The 21,944-nt window shown below is 68.2% G+C and carries 17 protein-coding genes, 4 tRNA genes and 1 pseudogene; 8 read left to right on the top strand and 14 right to left on the bottom strand.

The window, feature by feature from the left end:
• On the bottom strand, positions 1-807 hold the full coding sequence (locus BLQ75_RS09875) for an SAM-dependent methyltransferase (protein WP_092600849.1): 807 nt from the start codon (positions 805-807) through the stop codon (positions 1-3).
• 415 nt (positions 808-1,222) lie between these two features.
• On the opposite strand from BLQ75_RS09875, the gene BLQ75_RS09870 reads away from it, so the two are divergent.
• Positions 1,223-2,569 (top strand): FAD-dependent oxidoreductase, encoded by a 1,347-nt coding sequence (locus BLQ75_RS09870; protein ID WP_092600847.1) that lies wholly within the window; start codon positions 1,223-1,225, stop codon positions 2,567-2,569.
• Positions 2,570-2,704: 135 nt separating this feature from the next.
• Complete coding sequence (locus BLQ75_RS09865) at positions 2,705-4,150, top strand: lipase maturation factor family protein (RefSeq protein ID WP_092601068.1); 1,446 nt, start codon at positions 2,705-2,707, stop codon at positions 4,148-4,150.
• 129 nt (positions 4,151-4,279) lie between these two features.
• Here the strand turns inward: BLQ75_RS09865 and BLQ75_RS09860 are convergent, their stop codons facing one another.
• From BLQ75_RS09860 to BLQ75_RS09830, 7 genes are all read right to left on the bottom strand, one after another.
• Complete coding sequence (locus tag BLQ75_RS09860; RefSeq protein ID WP_092600845.1) at positions 4,280-5,470, bottom strand: globin domain-containing protein; 1,191 nt, start codon at positions 5,468-5,470, stop codon at positions 4,280-4,282.
• Positions 5,471-5,566: 96 nt separating this feature from the next.
• Positions 5,567-6,007, bottom strand: coding sequence for an RrF2 family transcriptional regulator (locus tag BLQ75_RS09855; RefSeq protein ID WP_092600842.1), 441 nt, complete (start codon positions 6,005-6,007; stop codon positions 5,567-5,569).
• A gap of 311 nt (positions 6,008-6,318) precedes the next feature.
• Positions 6,319-7,551, bottom strand: coding sequence for an SAM-dependent methyltransferase (locus tag BLQ75_RS09850; RefSeq protein WP_092601066.1), 1,233 nt, complete (start codon positions 7,549-7,551; stop codon positions 6,319-6,321).
• 146 nt (positions 7,552-7,697) lie between these two features.
• The gene (locus BLQ75_RS09845) at positions 7,698-9,083 is read right to left on the bottom strand and encodes an FAD-binding oxidoreductase (RefSeq protein ID WP_092600840.1); all 1,386 of its coding nucleotides are present in this window, start codon (positions 9,081-9,083) and stop codon (positions 7,698-7,700) included.
• A gap of 125 nt (positions 9,084-9,208) precedes the next feature.
• Positions 9,209-10,162, bottom strand: a complete 954-nt coding sequence (locus BLQ75_RS09840; protein WP_244515380.1) for an adenylate/guanylate cyclase domain-containing protein — start codon at positions 10,160-10,162, stop codon at positions 9,209-9,211.
• A 4-nt stretch (positions 10,163-10,166) separates the two neighbouring features.
• Positions 10,167-10,616 (bottom strand): universal stress protein, encoded by a 450-nt coding sequence (locus BLQ75_RS09835; RefSeq protein WP_092600836.1) that lies wholly within the window; start codon positions 10,614-10,616, stop codon positions 10,167-10,169.
• 329 nt (positions 10,617-10,945) lie between these two features.
• Entirely contained in the window at positions 10,946-12,568 is a 1,623-nt protein-coding gene (locus BLQ75_RS09830; RefSeq protein ID WP_211481295.1) for a PucR family transcriptional regulator, read from the bottom strand.
• 217 nt (positions 12,569-12,785) lie between these two features.
• Here BLQ75_RS09830 and pruA point away from each other — a divergent pair, with 217 nt between their 5' ends.
• A complete protein-coding gene (gene pruA / locus BLQ75_RS09825; RefSeq protein WP_092600834.1) occupies positions 12,786-14,414 on the top strand; it encodes an L-glutamate gamma-semialdehyde dehydrogenase in 1,629 nt (542 codons plus the stop codon).
• A 256-nt stretch (positions 14,415-14,670) separates the two neighbouring features.
• Positions 14,671-15,597, top strand: a complete 927-nt coding sequence (locus BLQ75_RS09820) for a proline dehydrogenase family protein (protein WP_092600832.1) — start codon at positions 14,671-14,673, stop codon at positions 15,595-15,597.
• An 88-nt stretch (positions 15,598-15,685) separates the two neighbouring features.
• On the opposite strand, the gene BLQ75_RS09815 is transcribed toward BLQ75_RS09820, so the two are convergent.
• Positions 15,686-16,273: an MmyB family transcriptional regulator gene (locus tag BLQ75_RS09815; protein ID WP_139182946.1), complete on the bottom strand. Its 588-nt coding sequence runs from the start codon at positions 16,271-16,273 to the stop codon at positions 15,686-15,688.
• On the opposite strand from BLQ75_RS09815, the pseudogene BLQ75_RS24695 reads away from it, so the two are divergent.
• Positions 16,272-16,986, top strand: a pseudogene (locus BLQ75_RS24695) (SDR family NAD(P)-dependent oxidoreductase). The gene BLQ75_RS09815 and the pseudogene BLQ75_RS24695 sit on opposite strands and share 2 nt — an antisense overlap.
• A 182-nt stretch (positions 16,987-17,168) precedes the next feature.
• Here the strand turns inward: BLQ75_RS24695 and BLQ75_RS09805 are convergent.
• From BLQ75_RS09805 to BLQ75_RS09790, 4 genes are all read right to left on the bottom strand, one after another.
• Positions 17,169-17,240, bottom strand: a tRNA-Val gene (locus BLQ75_RS09805).
• A 1-nt stretch (position 17,241) separates the two neighbouring features.
• Positions 17,242-17,313, bottom strand: a tRNA-Cys gene (locus tag BLQ75_RS09800).
• A 47-nt stretch (positions 17,314-17,360) separates the two neighbouring features.
• Positions 17,361-17,432, bottom strand: a tRNA-Gly gene (locus BLQ75_RS09795).
• 182 nt (positions 17,433-17,614) lie between these two features.
• Entirely contained in the window at positions 17,615-18,040 is a 426-nt protein-coding gene (locus tag BLQ75_RS09790) for an SsgA family sporulation/cell division regulator (RefSeq protein ID WP_043574427.1), read from the bottom strand.
• A gap of 825 nt (positions 18,041-18,865) precedes the next feature.
• Here BLQ75_RS09790 and BLQ75_RS09785 point away from each other — a divergent pair.
• A complete protein-coding gene (locus BLQ75_RS09785) occupies positions 18,866-19,276 on the top strand; it encodes a TIGR02611 family protein (protein ID WP_092600828.1) in 411 nt (136 codons plus the stop codon).
• 49 nt (positions 19,277-19,325) lie between these two features.
• A tRNA-Val gene (locus BLQ75_RS09780) sits at positions 19,326-19,400 on the top strand.
• 618 nt (positions 19,401-20,018) lie between these two features.
• Here BLQ75_RS09780 and BLQ75_RS09775 read toward each other — a convergent pair.
• The gene (locus BLQ75_RS09775; RefSeq protein WP_092600826.1) at positions 20,019-20,417 is read right to left on the bottom strand and encodes a phage holin family protein; all 399 of its coding nucleotides are present in this window, start codon (positions 20,415-20,417) and stop codon (positions 20,019-20,021) included.
• 391 nt (positions 20,418-20,808) lie between these two features.
• Here BLQ75_RS09775 and BLQ75_RS09770 point away from each other — a divergent pair, with 391 nt between their 5' ends.
• Entirely contained in the window at positions 20,809-21,855 is a 1,047-nt protein-coding gene (locus BLQ75_RS09770; protein ID WP_092600824.1) for an LLM class F420-dependent oxidoreductase, read from the top strand.
• Positions 21,856-21,944: the final 89 nt, after the last annotated feature.

The following is a 21,944-nucleotide window of genomic DNA, read 5'->3' as shown; positions in this document are numbered from 1 at the left end:
CTACACCTTGTGCCCGACGGCGCCGTAGACCAGTGAACGCGCCGGGTCCTGCCAACGGTCCTCCTCGGTGTCCGGGCGCCACTCCGGCACGTAGACCAGGCCCGGCTCCACCAGTTCGAAGTCCTTCAACAGCCCGCTGATCTCGCCGTGGCTGCGCGCTGTCACCGGATTGCTGCTGTCGGCGTAGAGATCGACGATACTCCGCAGTAACTCTGGATAGTGGTCGCCGGTGACGTGCGAGAAGCCGAGGAAACTGCCCGGGGCCATCCACTCGTGGTAACTCCGCAGGATCTCGGCCGGGCGCGCCGAGTCGGGCACGAAGTGGAACAACGCGACCATCATCACCGCTATCGGACGCTCGGGGTCCAGCAGCCTCGCCGCCTGCTCCGAACCGAGGATCCCGTCGCTGTCGGCCAGGTCGGCCTGGACCACGTCGGCACGGTCGTTGCCCTCCAGGATCGTACGGCTGTGCGCCACGGCCACCGGCTCGTTGTCGACGTAGAGCACGCGTGCCTCCGGGTCGAGCTCCTGGGCGATCTCGTGCACGTTGCCGACGGTGGGGATGCCGGAGCCGATGTCGAGGAACTGCCTGATCCCCTGCCGCAGGCAGTACCGAACAGCCCTGCGCAGGAAGGCCCTGTTGTCCTGCGCCAGCGGTTTGACGTGCGGGACGCGGGACTCGACCTTCCGGGCCAGTTCGCGGTCAACTTCGAAGTTGTGCGAACCGCCCAGGTAGTAGTCGTAGCACCGCGCCGCGCTGGCCTTCTCCAGATCCACGTCCGAGGGCAGCCGACTCGGGTCGGTCATGGAAGCTCCTTTGATCGTGGGCCACCAACGGCACCCCCCGATACCTCGGCCCGTTTCCGGTTCGTCCGTTCGGTCCACGGCGCGGCCACCCCGCTCCCGGTTCCCCGGGACCACCACCGAGAGATCAACACGAATCATATCTGCGACTCGGCGCACTCGATCACTCACCGTCGGTGCTGTTCCTCGCCCGGGGCTCCCCCCTTACTCCTTTCGTGGTGTAACCAGCCTCACCCGTCCACATGGCGGGCCGCACGGTTAGGTATGCCTAAGCTGTTTCGTGGAGAGTCCCACTCGCCGGGCGACCGAGCCGGACCGAAAACCACGGCGCGCCGGAGCGGCACCGTGGTGACACCGCCGCCCAGGAACCGAACCGACACCGTCAACGACGCGAGGGCACCGCCCCGGGAGGAACCCCGTGAGCCATCCGCTTCGAGTAGCCGTCATCGGAGCCGGCCCCGCCGGCGTGTACGCCTCGGACATCCTGACCAAATCGGAGACGCCGGTCGAGATCGACCTGTTCGACAGAATGCCCGCGCCGTACGGGCTGGTGCGCTACGGCGTGGCACCCGACCACCCTCGGATCAAGGGCATCGTCAACGCCCTGCACAAGGTGCTGGAGAAACCGGAGATCAGGTTCTTCGGAAACGTGGAGTACGGCGTGGACTGCAAGCTGACCGACCTGCGCCGGCACTACGACGCGGTCGTGTTCTCCACCGGGGCCGCCGACGACCGCGAGCTGGACATCCCGGGAATCGACCTGCCGCACAGCCACGGCGCCTCCGAGTTCATCTCCTTCTACGACGGGCACCCGGAGGCCCCGCGCGACTGGAACCTGGACGCCAGCGGTGTGGCCGTGCTGGGCGCGGGCAACGTGGCCCTGGACATCGCGCGGGTGCTCGCGAAGCAGCCCGACGACCTGCTGAGCACGGAGATCCCGGACAACGTCCACCGCGCACTGAGCGCCTCCTCGGTGACCGACGTGCACCTGTTCGCGCGGCGCGGTCCCGCCCAGACCAAGTTCACCCCGCTGGAACTGCGCGAACTCGACCACCAGTCGGAGATGGAACTGATCGTGCACCCCGAGGGCTTCGAGCTCGACGAGGCCAGCGAGGAGGCCGTCAGGACCAACAACCAGGTCAAGTCCGTGGTCAAGACCCTGCAGGACTGGGCCCTGCGGGACCCCAAGGGCGACACGCGCCGCCGGCTGCACTTCCACTTCCTGCGGCGCCCGGTCGAGGTGCTGGGAACCGACCGGGTCGAGGGGCTGCGCACCGAGATCATGGAACTGGACGGCAACGGCTCGGTGAACGGTACCGGCGAGTTCGAGACCGTCGAGGTGCAGTCGGTCTACCGCGCGGTCGGCTACCTCAGCTCGGCGCTGCCGGACATTCCCTTCGACCACCGCTCCGGCACGATCCCGCACCACGGGGGACGGGTGCTGGACATGGACGGCGAGCACATCCCCGGCGTGTACACGACCGGCTGGATCAAGCGCGGCCCGGTGGGCCTGATCGGGCACACCAAGGGCGACGCGATGGAAACCGTGAACAACCTGCTGGCGGATGTGACCGAACCCGCGGGCCACGACCGCGAGGCCACCCCGCGCATGTTGGCCGAACGCGGGATCGCCTACACGACCTGGCAGGGGTGGAACCTGCTGGACGAGCACGAACGCGCTCTCGGTGAGCAGCGCGGCAGGGAACGCATGAAGGTCGTCGAACGCGACGAGATGGTGCGCATCAGCCGCGAGGGCACCACCTGACGCGGTGACATCGCACGCCACCGTGCGAGGCGGGTTCGACCGGAATCGATGACGCTCCTACCGTTCGAGCGGTAGGAGCGTTCGCGCCGTGGGCGGGCGCGCGGACCGGTCGACGCCGTGGAGCTGGAGCGGGCGATGAGCTGGGACTGGTTCTGGGCGCCGGAGTACGCTCCGGCGCGGTTCGTGGTGCGGCGGCTGCTCGCGCTGTGCTACGCCATGGGGTTCCTCTGCGTGATCAACCAGTTCCCCGCCCTGCTGGGTACGAACGGGCTCACCCCGGCACCGCGCTTCCTGCGGGCCGTGAGCTTCCGACGCGCGCCCAGCCTGTTCCACGCGCACTACTCGGACCGGTTCGTGGTGGGCTGCGGCTGGTTCGGACTGCTGCTGAGCGCTGTCGCGTTCCTCGGGCTCACCGACCCGCTGCCGCTGTGGGCCTCGATGGCGGTCTGGTTCCTGCTGTGGGGCCTGTACCTTTCGGTCGTCAACATCGGTCGGATCTGGTACTCCTTCGGCTGGGAATCCCTGCTGCTGGAGACCGGGTTCCTCGCCGCGTTCCTGGGCCCCGCCCACACCGAGCCGCCGGTGCTGGTGATCTGGCTGCTGTGCTGGTTGCTGTTCCGGGTCGAGTTCGGCGCCGGTCTGATCAAGATGCGGGGAGACCCCGTTTGGCGGAACCTGACAGCGCTGCACCACCACCACGAGACGCAACCGATGCCCGGCCCGTTGAGCCGGGTCTTCCACCGCCTTCCCGGCCCGCTGCACCGGGTGGAGGTACTGGCCAACCACTTCACCCAACTCGTCGTGCCGTTCGGGTTGTTCGCCCCGCAGCCGGTGGCGACGACCGCCGCGGTGATCATGATCGTCACACAGGGGTGGTTGATGCTCAGTGGGAACTTCGCCTGGCTGAACCTGATCACCATCACACTGGCGTTCGCCGCGATGGACACCACACTGCTCGGTTGGGTACCGGTCGGGGCGCTCACACCGGGTTCCGCCGCCGTAACGGCCACTCCGCTGTGGCACCGGGCTGCGGTGCTGGCCCTGACCGTGCTGATGGTGGTGCTCAGCTACTGGCCGGTCCGCAACCTGCTCGGACGCGCCCAGGTGATGAACCGCAGCTTCAACAAGCTGCACCTGGCCAACACCTACGGAGCCTTCGGCAGCGTCACACGCGTTCGCTTCGAAGTGGTGCTGGAGGGGCGCGGCGCGGAGGACGATCGGTGGTACGAGTACGGCTTCCGGGGCAAACCCGGGGAGGTGACGCGGCGTTCACCGCAGGTGGCCCCGTACCATCTGCGGCTGGACTGGCTGATGTGGTTCGTGGCGATCTCGCCGTCCTACGGCAGGGGCTGGCTGGAGCGACTGGTGGTGGCGATGCTGCGCGACGAACGGCGGATCCTGTCGCTGCTGCGGCACAACCCGTTCCCGCACGCCCCACCGCGTCACGTCCGGGCCCGGCTCTTCCGGTACCGGTTCAGCACTCCGGCCGAGAGACGCGAGTCCGGTGCCTGGTGGGTGCGCACCCCGGTGTCCGAACTGATCCCGGCCGTCTCCCTGGACGACGTGACACCGGACGACTGAACGGCCGCCCCGCCACGGGGACCGAATCCGTCGGTCGCGACCGGCCGCTCACGAGCACGGCCCCACCCTCCGTTCCCGGGACACACCCCGGCGGAACGGCACCATTCGCCCTGTCGGGGCGAGCCCCGGTCACCCCTCGGCGAACCAGGAGTCGGGTTCGAAGATCTCGTAGTGGACGTCCGTCTCGGCGACACCGGCGGAGACCAGCTGCCGGTGCGCCTCGCGCATGAAGGCGGGTGGGCCGCACAGGTAGGCCTCGGTGCCCGGCGGAATCCGCAGTCCCGCCAGGTCGGGCCGCCCCGTCCGCTCTCGCGGCCAAGGCCCTTCGGGACTCTCGTACCAGACGTGCGCCTCGGCGTCGTCGAGCTCGCCGACCAACCGTTCGAACTCGGCACGGAACGCGTGTGTACTCGGGGACCGGTCCGCGTGCACGGCGATGACCCGGCGGGTGGAACCGGTGGCGACGAGGTGGCGCAACATCGCGATCACGGGGGTGCACCCGATCCCGGCGGAAGCCAGCAGCACCGGACCGCTCCCCTCCCCCAGGACCACATCGCCGAACGGGGCGCTCAGCCACAGCACGTCTCCTTCGCGGACGTGGTCGTGCAGCCGGTTCGAGACCTCGCCCTCCGGCTCGCCGTTCACCCTCCTGACGGTGATTCGGAGCGCGTCGTCACGGGGATCGCCGGTCAGGCTGTACTGGCGGATCTGCCGTGCCCCGTCCGGCAGCCTGACCCGGACCGAGACGTACTGTCCGGGCCGCCATTCGGGTGCCGGCCCGCCGTCCACCGGGCGCATCAGGAAGGTCACCACATCCGTGGTCTCGGAAGTGCGACCGTCGACCCGGTACTCGCGCCAGGTGTCGCCGTCCGGCGCCCCCGCCGCCGCGTACAGCTTCTCCTCGCGGGTTACCAGGGACTCGGCCATCAGCCAGTAGACCTCGTCCCAGGCCCTCACGACCTCGTCGGTCGCGGCGTCCCCCAGCACTTCGGCGATCGCCGCGAATAGATTCGCCCGCACGATGCGGTACTGCTCTTGGGTGACGCCCAGCGAAGCGTGCTTGTGCGCGATGCGTGAGAGCATCCGCTCGGGCGAGGTGCCCGGTTCGTCGATCAGCGCGGCGGCGAAGACGGTGATCGAACCGGCCAGCGCCTCCCGCTGCGTCCCGTTCGCCTGGTTTCCCCGGTTGAACAGGTCCCGTGACAGCTCCGGACGCTCGGCGAAGAGCTTGCTGTAGAAACGAGCGGCGATCTCGCTGATGGCACCGCGCACGACCGGCAGAGTGGCGCGGACGGTCTCGGCCGACCTCTCGGACAACATCGGGAACCTCGAATTCGCATCTCGGATTCGTATTTGACGGCGTGCGAAGCCACGATGCCGGTACCTACCGGCACCGGGGCTCGATTCACGGGACGATCAACCGCTCGACGGCGTGGACAGACTCAGCAGGACCGGCCCCGCCGGAGCAGCGACGAGGTCTTCGACGGCGATCGGGTCCAACGAGACGAAGAAGGCTTCCTGGGCGTCCCGCAACGCGGTACGCAGCCGACACGCGTTCCGCAGCGGACAGGGCGGATCATCCTCACAGCCGACGACGTCCCCCTGACCCTCCAGCTCTCGCAACAGCCATCCGACCGAGGCGGAGCGACCCGACACGGTGAGGCTCAGCCCACCACCTCGGCCACGCCGCGCCTCCACCAGACCGAGACGCTGCAACCGGGTGACGACCTTCGCCGCGTGGCTGTACGGAACGGCGACGGCGGCGGCCACCTCACGAGTGGTCGGCGTCGTCTCCTCCAGCACCGCCAGACGCATCACGATACGCAAGGCGAGATCGGTGCTCTTGGTCAATCGCACGGTCGAAGCCTAGCCAAATACGAATCCTGGATTCCACTTCAAGTGATCGGAACCACGCGGGTCGTGGCACTTCGACTTCGCCGTTCGCTGTCGAGCCCCTCACTCACCGGCGGGACCGGCACCGACGGCGCGGCGGCCGGAGAAGAGCGGGAAAGCACTTCCGGCACCGCCCCCGCCCCCAGCTGGCGATCCGACCCTCCGGGTGCGTCTCGCGGGGAAACCGGGGCACGGAACGCCCACCCGTGACCACGCCGCCGCGTCGGGGGCCGGTGGGTCCCCGCCGGACGCCCTCGGCCGAGGAAGCGCCCGGCTCACCAGTCCGGGCGCAGCGGCATGGGACTGATCGTTCCCTCCGAGCGAACTCCCAGCATCTGGTGCAACTGGATCTGGTCGCGCTCGAAGGCCAACCGGGAGGCCGCCATGTACAACCGCCACACGCGAGCGCGGCCGTGTCCGACCTCGGCCACGGCCTTGTCCCAGTTGCGGTCCAGGTTGGCACACCAACCGGCCAGCGTCAGCGCGTAGTGCTCACGCAGGTTCTCCTCGTGCCGGACTTCCAGACCGCTGTCGTGCATCCGGGACATGAGCTCGCCCGGCGGCTCCAGCTCACCGTCCGGGAAGACGTAGCGGCTGATGAACTTGCCCGTCCTCGCCGGGTAGGAACTGTCGGGGCGGGTGATGCAGTGGTTGAGCAGCTTTCCGCCCGGACGCAGCTTGCCCCGCAGGAAGCGGAAGTAGCTCGGCAGCTGCTGCCGTCCGATGTGTTCGGTGAGCCCGATCGAGCTGACCGCGTCGAAGTCGGTTTCCGGCACGTCCCGGTAGTCCTGGTGGCGCACCTCGGCCAACTCACTCAACCCCCGGTCCGCGATGACCCGTTGCGCCCACTCCGCCTGGGACCGCGAGAGCGTGACCCCGACGGCGCGCACGCCGTAGTGCTCGGCCGCGTGCAGCACCATGCCGCCCCAGCCCGCACCGATGTCCAGCAGCCGCATGCCCTCGGTCAGTCCGAGCTTTCGCGCCACGAGGTCGTGCTTGGCGTACTGCGCCTGCTCCAGGGTCGCGTCACCGTGCTCGAACACCGCGCAGGTGTAGGTCATCGAGGGCCCCAGCACCCACTCGTAGAACAGGTTCGACACGTCGTAGTGGTAGGAGATGCTCTCGCTGTCCCTGCGCTTGGAGTGCCTCCTGCCGCTGTTGCCGCGGTTCTCCTGCGGCGGGGGCTGGACGGGCCACCAGAAGCGGTACCCCACCAGCCTGGCCGCCAGTTCGGCACGCAGTTTCCAGGGGATGTCGGAGACCCGGAAGGACGGGAACGCGGCCAGCGCGGTGTACATGTCGCCCAGCACTTCGATGTGGCCGTTGACGTAGGCACGCGCCAGGCCCAGCTCACCGGGAGCGGCTGCCAGGTGCGCCAGTGCCAGCGGAGAGTTGACCACTATGGCGGCGGGCGATCCGGAGGATCCGCAACGACTTCCGTCGTAGGCGCGGAACTCGATCGGCGGATCGTCACCGAACAGACGTGCGAACACGGCTGCCAATGCCATCGTCAAACCCTCCATCTGCGATTACGGGAACATCGTGGACGGGACCGAAGCCGCTCGCCCCGGCCTTTCCGTCGTGTCCGCGACCGGGCGTGCCGCTTCCGGGGCCGGACCGGTGGCGAACGGGAAGAGTGGGCGCGACTCCTCGCTCAGGTACCCAGCACGCACTTGTCGTAGAGGCCGGGGAGCCTGCCCGACTCGTCGTAGCGCCGTTTCAGCCGCTGGTAGGTGGCACCGTCGTAGCGGCGCCAGAACTCCTCCGGCCCGTAGTAGGCGGTCGAGTACAGGGACTTGTGCCCGTCGAGCTCGCTGACCTTGGCCTCGATGGCGCGGTTGTGCGTACCGTCGGCCTGCCCCTCCCGCAGGGGCACCGTGGCCCAGAAGCCGACGTTGACGTACAGCGTCGCCGGGTCCATGGGGTAGAGCGGCCAGCCCTCCCCGTCGCGCAGTCGCACCGGGCAGAGCCAGACGGGGCTGATACCGATCTCGGCGTGGAAGAACTCCAGGAACTCGGCCAGCCGGTCGAGCGGGATCTCCACGTCCTGGATCACCGGTTCACGACTCGGGCGCCCGCGCAGCCGGTTGAGACGGTCGGAGAGGCGGTACCGCTGGTCCAGCGCCACCAACCTGCGGTAGACGTCCGAGCGCAACCACCGACGGGGCCAGAACGGGCGGATCGCCGGGTGCTGCGCGCCGAACGCGTGGGAGCACCAGAACCAGTCGGTGTCCCAGCGCCACAGGTAGTCGCGCACCCGCAGGTGGTCCACCTCCCGCTCGCGGATGGACCGGTAGTAGATCCTGTTACCGGTGTAGTCGCTGTCGTAAGGGGCCCGCGAGGTGAAGGTTCCCAACGTCAGGTACAGCTCGTCCGGGCCGAACACGGTTCCGTCCAGGAAGTCCACCCGTCGGTCCTCCCAGGTTCCGGAGCCGCTGATCCGCCCGATGGCCTCGGCGCACTCCGCCGCGGACCCGAACCGCACGTGCCGCAGCCGTACGTGGTCCCGCACCGGTTGGAGCTCGATCAGCAGCCGCAGCGCGTAACCCAGCGACCCGTAGGAGTTCGGGAAACCACGGAACAGTTCGGCGTGCTCGTTGTCGGGACGTGCCAGCACGACCCTGCCGTCACCGGTGAGGATCTCCATCTCGAGCACGGACTCGTGCGGCAGTCCGTTGCGGAACGAGGAGGACTCGATGCCCAGCCCCGCCACCGCGCCACCGAGGCTGATCGTCTTCAGCTGCGGCACGACCAGCGGCATCAGGCCGTACGGCAGGGTCGCCGCCACAAGGTCCTCGAAAGTGGTCATCCCCTGCACGTCGGCGACCCGCCGATCCGGGTCCACCCGCAGCACCCTGTCGAGCCCGGTGACGTCGAGCCCACCGCCGCTGACCGGCGAGCGGAAACGGAACAGGTTGGACGTGGACTTGGCCAGCCGAACTCGTTCGGAAGCGGGAATCCGGCGGTAGCGAGCTGCCAGCGCGGCGACCTCGTCGGAGTGCTCGACATCACCGGGCGGCGCGGGTGGAACGCTCTCCATGATCTACGACTCTAAGCCGCGACGGCGGTGAAGGCATCCCGTTTTGGGCATCGTCGCGCCCGACCGGGGTTGCGCGTCCGGGACCGCCGGGGAGTCTCCGCCGCTTCCCGTCGGCCCGACAGTCCTCATCCGGCGCGGCGCAGCGCCCAGGCGCGTAGTCCGCGGAAACCGGAAACCTTGTTCGGCCCGAGGGGAGTCAGGGAGAAACGATCCTGATCACGCAGCTCGTCCGCGCACTCCCGGTCCACGAGCACCGACGCGGGCCTGGCCAGCGTGGTGAGCCTGCTGGCGATGTTGACGGTGGAACCGTACACGTCGCCGAACCGGGCCAGCACCCTGCCGTGCGCCAACCCGATCCGCAGCGGTGGCAGGCGCGGCTCCTCGGCGACTTTCTCGTTGAGTGAGAGGGCTATCTCGGCGCCGTCACGGACCGTGTCCGCCACGAACAGCACCTCGTCCCCGACTGTCTTGACGATCCGGCCGTGGTTCTCGGCGATGACCCGGGTGACCAGGTCCTCGAAATCGTCGATCAACCGTGCCAGCTCGCGCTCGCTGTAGTCGCGCACCAGCCTGGTGTAGCCCACGATGTCGGCGAACCCCACCACCACGTTGGGCTCCTCCGGGCCGGTGTCGGCCTCGTCGAGCTCCCGCGCGGCGATGGCCGAGAGGTGCCTGCGCCAGACGTAACCCTGCAGGTTCTCCATCACCGGCAGGATCGCCTCGGCGACCTCGGCGGTGGTCTCGACGTCGGCGGCGAAGGTGTCGCCGAGCACGGCCCGGAAGATCCCCATCTGCCACTCGGCCAACCGCGACATCGTCTGCGCCAGCGAACGCGCGACCGCTGTCTCCAGCTCCGGAGGTATCACCTCGGCCGAGACGAGCTGGTCCACCGTCCGCATGGCCTCCACGTCGTAGTCGGTGAACACCACCGCGTCGGCGGCCACGTGCGCGAATCCCATGGCCTGCCAGAGCCGCTCGGCCCTGGAGAGCTCGACGCCGGCGAGCCGAGCCACGTCGGCCTTGCGGTAGCGGGGATCACCACCGAGCAGCGCCCGCTCCACCGGGTTGTCCGGTGCCACGAAATCATCGTGTGGTTCGAACGACGAGCACATCACACTCCGAACGTCGGGATACCTCCGAGGGAACCGAGCCCAGGATCCGCCCCTTCAACGTGTTCAGGCCACGGCTGCCGACCACGAGCAGATCGGCCGAGCGCCGCTCGGCCGCCTCGATCAGCGAGTCGATCGGCGGACCCAGCACGGGCACGGTATCGATACTGCGCGCTCCGGCGGAACGGGCTTGATCGGTGGCATCCCGCAGGCTGTCCTCGGCGGGCGCGGAACCGACCACCTGGAAGGCCTCCTGCCCCATCTCGTCCAACGCCTGTTCCACCTCGCGTCTGCTGTTGGGATAATACGCGCAGACGATCACCAGGTCGGCGGCGTCACCCGCCAACTGCCCGGCCCGGCGGACAGCACCCATCGAGGGGGACGATCCGTCGGTCCCGACGACCACCGTGCGGTAACCAGTCATCGATCTCTCACTCCCCGCCCGCCGGGCCGCCACCTCGGAACTCCGAGATGTTCACGGGGCGGGAAAACCAGTGTTCCGCCCGGCCCCGCGGCCGACCGGCGTTCCCGTCACAGCGCGGGAACAGCACGACGCAGCGGGACGACAAGCACCCGAAGACCGAAGTGACCCCTTACCGGACGTTGGCGGTAACAACTCGGACGTGTGACTCAACGACCGAGCGGCGAGAGCGTCACGGGGGTCTCGCGCCGTTTACGCCCGACGACTCCCGGACGCCCCACCACCCTCGTGGCAGCACTTCGGACGGCCTCGGACGGAAAGCACCCACCGGATCAGCCGCGCCCGACACCCTCGGTGCGTCTGAGCAGCAGCAGTTGCAGCTGAACGCTGAGCCGTTCGGCCGAGTCGTCCAGATCGAGACCGCCGATCTCGGCGGCCCGCCGGACACGGTGGCGCAGCGTGTTGGGATGGACGTGCAGCGCCAGGCTCGCCCCCCGGACATCGCCGAAGAACTCCAGGTAACACAGCAACGAGCGGGTGAACTCGGTGCCGTTGTCGGCGTCGTGCTCGCGCAGCGTCGCCAGCCTGGGGTCACGCACCCGTTCGTTGTCCCGCAGCATCGTCAGCACCTCACTGAGCAGCACGCGAGAGCGGACGTCGTCGATGGTGGCGACCTCGGCGCTGACGTCGTGTCCGAGCGCGTCGAGAATGCGATCCGCCTCGATCCGGGACACCGGGACCTCGTCCAGCGTGGCGACCACCGAGCCGATCCCCGCCTGGACACCGGAGCGAAGCTGGCCCCGTGCCGCCGTGACGATCTCCTGGGCGAGTCCGGACACCGCCGCGTCGGCGTTGCGGTCCGGCAGGTCCGGCAGCAGCACGTAGACCCGGGAACCGATCGTGGTGACCAACGCGCTGCGGCGGTACGAAGCGGCGTGCACCGAGATCAGGCTGGTCATCTCGGCGCGTTCCAGCTCGATCTCGGAGCGGTTGGACACCTCGGTGTGCTCCCTCGGACGCAGGGTCAGCACCACGACCACGGCCGGTTTCCGGGGATCGGCACCGATGTTCGCCGCGGCGGAGTCGCCGTCTATGCGGCTCTCCAACAACCCCGTCAGCAGGTTCTCCCGGAACCTGGGCGCCATCGTCGACTCGCTGCGCTGCCGGATCAGCTGCAGGGCCGCGACCCGTGCCGCTCCGATCAGCGCGCGGTCGCTGCTCAGGCTGAGCGGTCTCGCCCCCTCCTGCACCCATATGGTGCCCAGCGGCTGCGTCCCGGCGTGGATACCGACCGCCATCCGCCGCCGGATTCCCAGGTCGGGCCGGGGCTCGATGCGGACGACCTCCTCACCGGAGCGCAGCCGCTGGTAGATCCCCCACTCCCGCAGCATGACCAGATAGGGCTCCGGCCCCCGCCTGCCCAGGATGGACAGCCTGCGCAGCTCGTCCACCTCGTCGTCGGAACGCGAGTAGGCGAGCACCCGGTTGGCGGTGTCCTCGATGCTGACGATCCCCTCGGTCATGGCCGCCACGGTCTGCGCCAGCGAGAACAGGTCCCCCAGCGCCTCCCCCACCTCGGTCTCGCCGGTCAGCCTGGCGTTGTCCACGGCCGAGCGGGCGAACGACTCCAGCTGCTCCCAGCGCACCTCGGGACTCACCCCGAGCAGCGCGATCCCGCCGTCGATGGCGGCGTCCCGCAGCGCTCGCGCGTCCTGATCGGCGTCCACCTTGACCGCCACCGCCGCCGCACCGGAACGGGCCACCCGCCGCACCAGCGGGATCGCCGAACGTCCCCGGGAACCGATCACCAGCACGAGATCCCCGGTCCCCGTCCCCGGGGGCTCCTCCGGATCGACGATGACCACGTCGTGAACACCGACGTCGAACCCGCCCGGAGCGGCCAGCACGTCGACCAACGGCTCTCCCACCGCGATCAGCAGCTGGCGCAACGCCACCCCCGAGGTACGCGGTCTTACCTCTTCCCCACCCGTGGCGGCCGGATACCGCTCCTCGGCAGCCAGTTGTTCGATCGTCCAATCCATCACCGACAACGATAGCCGCTCGTACAAGCCGGAGGGGCGGCCGAACTTCTATCCTCGACAGGAGGGAAGGCCGGTGAGCCAAGGTCCGGCCCGCACCCGACACCGACGTCGCGCGAGGAGGCGTAAGACCATGGATGCCATCACTTCGGTCCCGGTGCCGGCCAATGAGCCGGTGAAGTCCTACGCCAGGGGGAGCGCCGAGCGGGAGTCGTTGCAGCGGCGCCTCGCCGAACTGCAGGCCGAGCCGATCGAGCTGACCATGACCATCGCCGGCAAGCAGCGCATGGCGAGCGGAGAACGGTTCAACGTTGTCCAACCGCACAATCATTCCCGCGTTCTGGGCGTCTGCGCGCAAGCGACCAACGCCGACGTCGCCGAGGCGGTGCAGGCCGCCAAGGACGCCGCGGCGGGCTGGGCCGCCATGCCGTTCGACGAACGCGCCGCCGTGATGCTGCGCGCCGCGGATCTGCTCTCCGGCCCGTGGCGCGACACCATCAACGGCGCGACCATGCTGGGGCAGTCCAAGTCGGTGCACCAGGCCGAGATCGAGGCGGTCTGCGAGATGGCCGACTTCCTGCGGTTCAACGTGCACTTCGCGCGCCGCATCCTCGCCGAGCAGCCCAACTCGGTGCCCGGCGAGTGGAACCGGATGGAGTACCGGCCGCTGGACGGGTTCGTCACGGCGATCACGCCCTTCAACTTCTCCGCCATCGCGGCCAACCTCCCGACAGCACCCGCGCTGATGGGCAACACGGTGGTCTGGAAGCCCACCCCCACCCAGCAGTTCGCGGCGCACTACACGATGCGCATGCTGGAGGCGGCCGGACTGCCGCCGGGAGTGATCAACATGGTCACCGGCGACGGACAGGCGGTCGGCGAGGTCGCGCTGACCGATCCGGACCTGGCGGGACTGCACTTCACCGGCTCCACCGCCACGTTCAAGAAGCTCTGGAAGACCATCGGCGAGAACCTGGACAACTACCGGAGCTACCCGCGCATCGTCGGTGAGACCGGCGGCAAGGACTTCGTGGTCGCGCACCCCTCGGCGGACTCGGACAAGGTGGTCACCGCCCTGGTACGCGGCGCCTTCGAGTACCAGGGGCAGAAGTGCTCGGCGGCCTCGCGCGCCTACGTGCCACGCTCGCTCTGGGAGTCCGGGCTGCGGGAGAACCTGATCGAGGCCACCCGGCGCGTCACCTACGGTGACCCGACCGACTTCTCGCACTTCGGTGCGGCGGTCATCGACCACCGCGCCTTCGCCAAGCACAAGGCCGCGATCGACCGGGTGGCCGAGGAGCCCTCGCTGGAGATCCTGGTGGGCGGCGAGTACGACGACTCGGTGGGCTACTTCGTGCAGCCGACCGTCATGGTGGGGACCGATCCCTACGACGAGGCGTTCACCACCGAGTACTTCGGGCCGATCATGGCGGTGCACGTCTACGAGGACAACGACTACGAGCGGATCCTGCGCACCGTCGACGAGACGAGTCCCTACGCCCTGACCGGAGCGGTGTTCGCGACCGAGCGCGGCGCGATCGAACGGGCCCACGAGCAGCTGCGCCACGCGGCGGGCAACTTCTACGTCAACGACAAGCCCACCGGTTCGATCGTGGGAAGGCAGCCGTTCGGCGGCGGACGCGCCTCCGGCACCAACGACAAGGCGGGCTCGATGTTCAACCTGCAGCGCTGGGTCAACCCCCGCGCCGTCAAGGAGACGTTCGACGCGCCCACGAACCACACCTACCCGCACCAGGACTGATTGAAGTTTTCCGGTCGGATTGTCGGACCGCTCGGTCAGCGGGAACCTCCCGCCGACCCTCGCGCCGTCGGGGCCCGACATCGGGTAGGTACTACACAACGTCGGGCCTTCCTCGCGAGAGCGCGGCGCGAGAGTCCCCGCGGGCGATCGGCTGGTGCCGTGGCTCCCGTGCTTCGGAACCGAGAAGCCCCGCGTTCCTCGACAACACGACAGGAAAGCATCAGTGAGCCCGGCACGATCCGCGAGGAGATGAGACATGCTGCGCAGTGTGATGCTGGCCGCGGCCCGGTCCGGTGCGATGCGCCGGCTCGTGGAGGCCAATCCGCTGACCCGGACGGTGGTGGACCGGTTCGTGGCCGGGTCCGAGTCCGACCAGGCGATCGGTGTCACCAGCCGCCTGGCCGAGGAGGGCCTGCACGTCACCCTGGATCACCTGGGTGAGGACACCACCGACGCCCAGCAGGCCGAGGACACCGTACGGGCGTACCAGGGACTGCTCTCCGAACTGCACGCCGCCGGTCTGGCCGGGCGTGCCGAGGTGTCGGTGAAGCTCTCGGCCGTGGGGCAGCAGCTCTCCCCGGACGGGGAGAAGATCGCGCTGGACAACGCCCGCAGGATCTGCGAGTCCGCGGCCGCCGTGGGGACCACGGTCACCCTGGACATGGAGGACCACACGACCACGGACATGACGCTGCGGACCCTGTCCGACCTGCGCGTGGACTTTCCGTGGGTGGGAGCGGTGCTGCAGGCCTACCTGCACCGCACCGAGGAGGACTGTCGGGAGCTGGCCACGGCGGGATCCAGGGTCCGGCTGTGCAAGGGCGCCTACTCCGAGCCGTCCTCGGTCGCCTTCCAGGACAAACAGGAGGTGGACCGGTCCTACGTGCGCTGCATGCGGGCGCTGATGACCGGCGAGGGGTACCCGATGATCGCCACCCACGACCCCCGCATGATCGCCATCGCCACCGAGCTGGCCGGCCGTGCCGGTCGGAGCGCCGACAGCTACGAGTTCCAGATGCTCTACGGCATCCGGCCCGCCGAACAGCGCCGCATCGCCGCCGGGGGGCACAACGTGCGCGTCTATGTGCCCTACGGCGAACAGTGGTACGGCTACTTCATGCGCAGGCTGGCCGAGCGACCGGCCAACATCGGGTTCTTCCTGCGCTCACTGCTGACGCGCTGAGTACGCGCTTCCGCCCGCTCGTCCCGCTGTCACCGCCGATCGGGGGACGGGCGGGCGGAGTTCGTGCGCGGAACGGCTTCGGTACGCGTTACTCTCGCAGCCGGTGCAGTGCTCGTTCCTCGAAGCTGCCCCGGTCCGCGGTCACGAACACCAGCTGCTGGTCGTCCTCGGGCAGCGGCATCACGTCACAGTTGAGCCGCAACGGGCCCGCTCGCGGATGAGTGATCGTCCTCCGGCGGTGACTCGGCACGCGCACCAGGGCCGTGTGCCACGCCCGTTCGAACTCCCGGCTCTCGGTTCGCAGCTCCGACACCAGCGCGTCGAGTGACTCGTCCAACGGGTAACGCGCGAGGGAACCGCGCAGCCGCGACACCGCGATCCACGCGAACTCCTCCCCGCCGGAGGTTTCCCGGATCTCGCCACCCGGGAAGTGCCTGCGGATCGGGTTCGGCTCCCGCCGGAGGTCACCGAGTAGTACGTCCGCGAGCGGGGTGAACGCGACGACATCGTAATGAGCGTCGGTCACCACCGCCGCCACGTCCGGCATCCGGCGCGGCATTCGTTCCACCCGCTGACCAACCCGGTGGGGAGGACGAAGCGGGGGCTCCGGACTCACCCCGGCCGTCCGGAACAGGTGAACGCGTTCGGCCGCGCCGAGCCGCACGCTCGATGCCATGAACGATTCCACTGCACTGGTGGCCGGTGCCAACAAGGGCATCGGCAAGGAGATCGCGCGCCTCTTGGTCACGGCTGGGGACGGGTCCACCTCGGTTCGCGAGACCCCGCACGGGGACTCGCGGCCGCCGAGGAGATCGGTGGTGACGTCGCGGTGCCGCCGATCGACGTCACCGACGACACGAGTATCGCACGCGCCGCGCGGGAACTCGACGAGCTGGACATCCTGGTGAACAACGCGGGGCATCAGCGCCGACGAGGTGCCGGTGACGGAGACCGATCGCGACAGCTTCCGGCGGACCTACGAGACGAACCTGTTCGGGGTGGTGGCCGTCACGAACGCCTTCGTGCCCGCGCTGCGCCGTTCCCACCGTCCCAGGATCGTGAACGTGTCCAGCGGCACCGCCTCGCTCGACCTGAGCACCGGGGCCGAACCAGTGGTTTTCCACCACGGGGACGGACGCGGCCTACCGTTCCTCTGAAACGGCGCTGAACGCGCTGACGGTGTTCTACTCCCACGAACTCGCGGAGGAAGGATTCAGAGTGAACTCGTTGGCCCCCGGGCTGCGGGAAACGGATCTCAACGGGCGCGCCGCCAGGAGCGGCGGGGATCCGGCGGAGGCCGCCGAGGCAGCGATCCGGCTGGCCATGCTGGCCGACGACGAACCGACCGGCCTGTTCCACTCCTGGGACGGCAGCCAGATGCCCTGGTGAGACCAGCGGGAAAAACGACCCGAACCGCGCGGAACCAGCGGTGAGGGGATCCCGGCCATCGACTCGGGCCGCCGGGATCTCCCCGCCCGGGAGAAGCACGGAAAAAACCACGCGCGAGCAGAGCGGTAGAGGCTCCTGAGCCGCTGTCCGGACAACCGGCGAAAGCCGGATCGCTCATTCGGTGCGCGATACTGGGATCGAACCAGTGACCTCTACCGTGTCAAGGTAGCGCTCTCCCGCTGAGCTAATCGCGCGAGGCGGAGGCGGGAATCGAACCCGCGTACAGGGCTTTGCAGGCCCTTGCCTAAGCCACTCGGCCACTCCGCCGAAACCACCGGCCGACAACGTCGGTCAGACGAGCCGGGCGGCCACCGAGCGGATGACGGGATTCGAACCCGCGACCCTCACCTTGGCAAGGTGATGCGCTACCGCTGCGCTACATCCGCATCCCACGACGTCACCGAAGTTCTCCGCTCGGCGCCTCCGCCGTGTTCGGACAAAACTCTAGACCACGCCGTGAACGGCGATCAAACCGGGGGGTCCCATCCGAGACACGAGCACTGCAGCGGGCCGGAGCCCGCCACCACCGTAGAGCCTGCCGCCGCGACACCGGACCCCCCCAACACGATCACGACAGGTCGTGCGGAAGCAGCCTCGTCAGCGCTTCGTCGATGCTGACCCAGAGGCTCTCGTTGCCGGGCACCACGACGTCGTAGGTGCGGTCCAGGAAGTCCGCGAGTTCCTGGGCCGAGGCCTCGAAGACGGCGTGCCCCGAGGGGGAGCTCAACTCGATCACCACGACCTCCGGATCGTCGGCGGCGGGCCTGATCGCCACGTCGCCCTCGCCCGCGTGCGCGATCAGCCCGTCGGCCAGCAGATCACGGGCGAACACCCACTCGACCCAGCCTGAACGACCGGTACGGAACGCCGCGACAACGGCGTAGGGGTCGCGGGTGTCGTAACGCAGCTCCACCTGAACGGGCACGGCGGGCGTCTGCGGAGCCAGCAGATCGAACACCGCTGTCGAGCGAAGGGTCACATGATCGTTACGCATCGTCCTCGCCTTCCTAACTCCCTCCCGGCCGTCGCGAAATCGACCGAGCAACACAGTTGTGACGGTTATCCGGGTCCGTTCGCTCGCAACCGACGAATAGATCACCCGTACGGGGTAAAATTAATTCGCTGAGCTACCACCGAACTCCGCAGCGTAGTCAACGACTCCGAAGGGCGAGAAATTCCACGATTCACCAACCGAGCCTCACCCCCGCCACGCCGGAGAAAACCAGCGGGCACCGATCCCACGATCGAAAACCCGGCCGGTTCCGCGGTAACCCGTAATAGTGCTTCCGGACCTTTCGCACAGCCCACTCGCACCACCCACGGTGGAGCTCGTGCACGAACCCGTAGTCAACGCCCCCAGACGGCCACCACAACGCTCCAACTCCCGACCGACGCTTCGACCACCGCGGGACGCTGATTTCAGGATAGTCGATAGTTATACGACGAGCCGTTTCGCACAAGAGCCGAGGGAGAGGCACACCACAAATATTCACCAAAACGGGCTAATATCAAATACTCCCGGGAAGGGTTCTCACGCCTGAACCCGACGCCCAAAAGCGAGACCGGGGTCACATTGTGATATACACGATCGCGATACCGCCGCGCACGCGACCGGGGGCCACGAACGGAAATATGCGCCGCACGAGCCACTCTACAGACGCCCCCGCGCCACGTAGGCTGGGACACTAGCGGGCGAGGCCCCCCGAAGGAGTAGGATCAGTCAGCTGGCAGGTGTGTTCTGAGCAAGACAGCAGAGCCCGGTTCACAGCAGCGGGAGAACGAGCCGCAGCACGCACACCTCTCGGACTGGCGGGCCCGCGTGCACCGCCTGCGAGAGCGACTCCGCTCGCGCAGGGAACGGATACGCGCCAAGCCGGCACTGAACACCCTGTACCGCTTCACTCTCGGCCTGGTCGGCGGGATCGTCCTGCTGTTGGGAATCGTGATGATCCCTTACCCGGGACCCGGGTGGCTGTGCGTGTTCGCGGGCCTCGGCCTGCTCGCCACGGAGTTCGCCTGGGCTCATCACGTGAACATGTTCGCCAAACACCACTACCAGCGCTGGATCGGTTGGCTGTCCCGCCAGCACCCCGTCACACGCCTGGCGGTGATGACCGCCACCGGACTCGTCGTGGTGGCCACCCTCTGGCTCATCGGCGCCTTTGAGCTGGTCGCAAACGCTCTCGGTCTGGAATGGAGCTGGTTGGCCTCCCCCCTGTTCGACGCCTGAAAAGGATCGTGTAAGCTTCTCGGTGTCGTTGACAGAGGACGGCGACGACGGGCGATTAGCTCAGCGGGAGAGCGCTTCGTTCACACCGAAGAGGTCGCTGGTTCGAACCCAGCATCGCCCACCACGGAACTCACTCCCCGGGGTATGCCGCCTCGGGGAGTTTCACTTTCGGAAGTCCTGGTTTCCTTCCCTCGGGTAAACCCTGGAATCACACTGTAATTCGTGCGCTTTACTCGTCTCCCACGATCGTGTAGAGCTCCGGCTCGACCGAAGTCCTCCCCTGGGCGGGGTTTCTTCCTCCCCCGAGACCTCGATATCCACCGAGCCCGTCACCGACAGCGACCGATCGGCGACAGCGAGTCGAAATCACAATCTCGAGCGGGGATTCATGTACGGCTCGGGGTTCGTTCCTGGTTTTCACACCCGCGCGGTAACACGGTGAATCCTTACATTCGGCCCGCACCGGGCGGAACGCTCCGATCAACCGTGGCAAGAACGCCCTTCGCCCCGGACACCACAATCATTTGACAACCGTTCGCGCCCAACCGAAAACCGAATGTGTCGTCAGGACCGCGAACACCGAGCGCTCATCGTCCCCGCTCGGAACGGATCGATTCTTCCGGCCGCTCGACAACCGAAGACCCGACCGCGGGGAGAGCGATCAACGGATACCCAGCACTCCCCTGCCGCGGCCCCGAGCCGAAAAGCCGACAACCCGGTAACCGGTACGGCGCAACAGCTCTCAGTCGCCGATCGAGGTGGTCCGGCGGACTATCCCGTGCAGCACGCTGCTGACGACAGTGACGATGATCGCTCCCCAGAAGGCGGCCCAGAAACCGTCGACGTGGAACGGCAGCTCAAGCCTGCCCGCTATCCAACCGGTCAACCAGAACAGCAACGCGTTGACCACGAGCCCGAACAGGCCGAGCGTGAGCACGTAGAGCAGGCAGCCCAACGTCTTGGCGACCGGTTTCAGCACCGCGTTGACAACGCCGAACACCACGGCCACGACCAGCAGTGTCAACGCTTGGGCGGCGACGCCCTCGGTTCCCGCTCCCTGGTCCCCGAGCGTGATACCGGGCAGTGCGGTGGTCAACCAGACCGCCACGGCTGTGATCAGGATGTGCACTACGAGCGCCACGATGCTTCCTCCCGTGGTTGCTGCCGTCCGCGGCCACCACGCTACTCGGAAAGATCACCGTGTTCCGGCCCACCGCCGTGATTCCTCCGGTCGTGCTACTGGAGGCTCGGGGCGGACGCCCCTCGCCGGGAACTCGCCACGCGCGCTTCCTGCTCCGAGTGCCCCGCACGGCCGCCCTCTCGGGTTCCACCGGGGTTCCTGTCAGCCGCCGCTCAGCGGTTCGGGCCTGCTCACCCCTCGACGGCGAGAACCAACCTGGAGGATTCCAGGTGCGGGACTGCCGAATCGCCGTACTCGTCGGTAACCTGTGTGCGATCGGTGGCCCTGTCGCGGCCCGTGCCAACACGAACGCGACCCCCACAGCCGACGCAACCGGCAGAAAGCGAGCAGCATGCGGATCGGGATGCCGCTGAACTTCAGCGGAGGTTTCAAGGAGACGGTCGACGAGTTGATCGACTACGAGAAGGCCGGGCTGGACATCGTCTACGTCCCGGAGGCGTACTCGTTCGACGCGGTCAGCCAATTGGGGTTCATAGCGGCCCGCACCGAGCGCCTGGAGATAGCCTCCGGCATTCTGCAGATATACACCAGGACACCGACGCTGACCGCAATGACGGCCGCCGGGTTGGACTTCGTCTCCGACGGTCGCTTCACCCTGGGCATCGGTGCCTCCGGGCCGCAGGTGATCGAGGGTTTCCACGGGCTGCCCTACAGCGCACCGCTGGGCCGCACCCGTGAACTCGTCGAGATCTGCCGTCAGGTGTGGCGCAGGGAGAAGGTCACCCACGAGGGCAAGCACTACAACATCCCGCTGCCCACCGAACAGGGCACCGGTCTCGGCAAGCCCCTCAAGCTCGTCAACCACCCCGTCCGGGAGCGTATCCCGATCATGATCGCGGCGATCGGTCCCAAGAACGTGGCGATGACCGCCGAGATCGCCGAGGCATGGGAACCGATCTTCTACGTCCCGGAGAAGGCCGCCGAGGTGTGGGGAGAACCGCTGGCCGAGGGCAAGGCCAAGCGGGACGACTCGCTGCCCGAGCTGGACACGGTGGTGCAGGCACCGCTGGCCATCGGTGAGGATCTGGAGGAGCTGCTCGACTCGATGCGCCCCATGCTGGCGCTCTACATCGGCGGGATGGGCTCCAAGGGCAAGAACTTCTACAACAATCTGGCCCGTCGCTACGGGTACGAGGCCGAGGCGGAGCGGATCCAGGATCTCTACCTGGACGGCAAGAAGGAGGAAGCCGCGGCGGCGGTGCCTCGCGAACTGCTGACCAAGACCTCCCTGATCGGCCCGGAGAGCCACGTGCGCGAGCGCATCGCCGCGTTCCGCGACTCGGGGGTTACCACCCTGAACGTGACCCCGCTGGCGGGCAGCGCCGCCGAACGCACCGCACTGATCGAGCGGGTGCGCAAGCTGGCCGACGAGGTCTGACCGTCGCTCCCGCGCCCGGCGGGGCGGACGGGCGCGGGAGTGCCCACCGGTGCTCCGCTGTCGAGCCGACGCGCTCGGCGGCGCCCTCG

Source organism: Actinopolyspora xinjiangensis (genome assembly GCF_900104475.1).
In the GTDB taxonomy this organism is placed as follows: Bacteria; Actinomycetota; Actinomycetes; order Mycobacteriales; family Pseudonocardiaceae; genus Actinopolyspora; species Actinopolyspora xinjiangensis.
The sequence above is the reverse complement of the archived record's forward strand: the minus strand, read 5'-3'. Positions and strand labels throughout refer to the sequence as shown.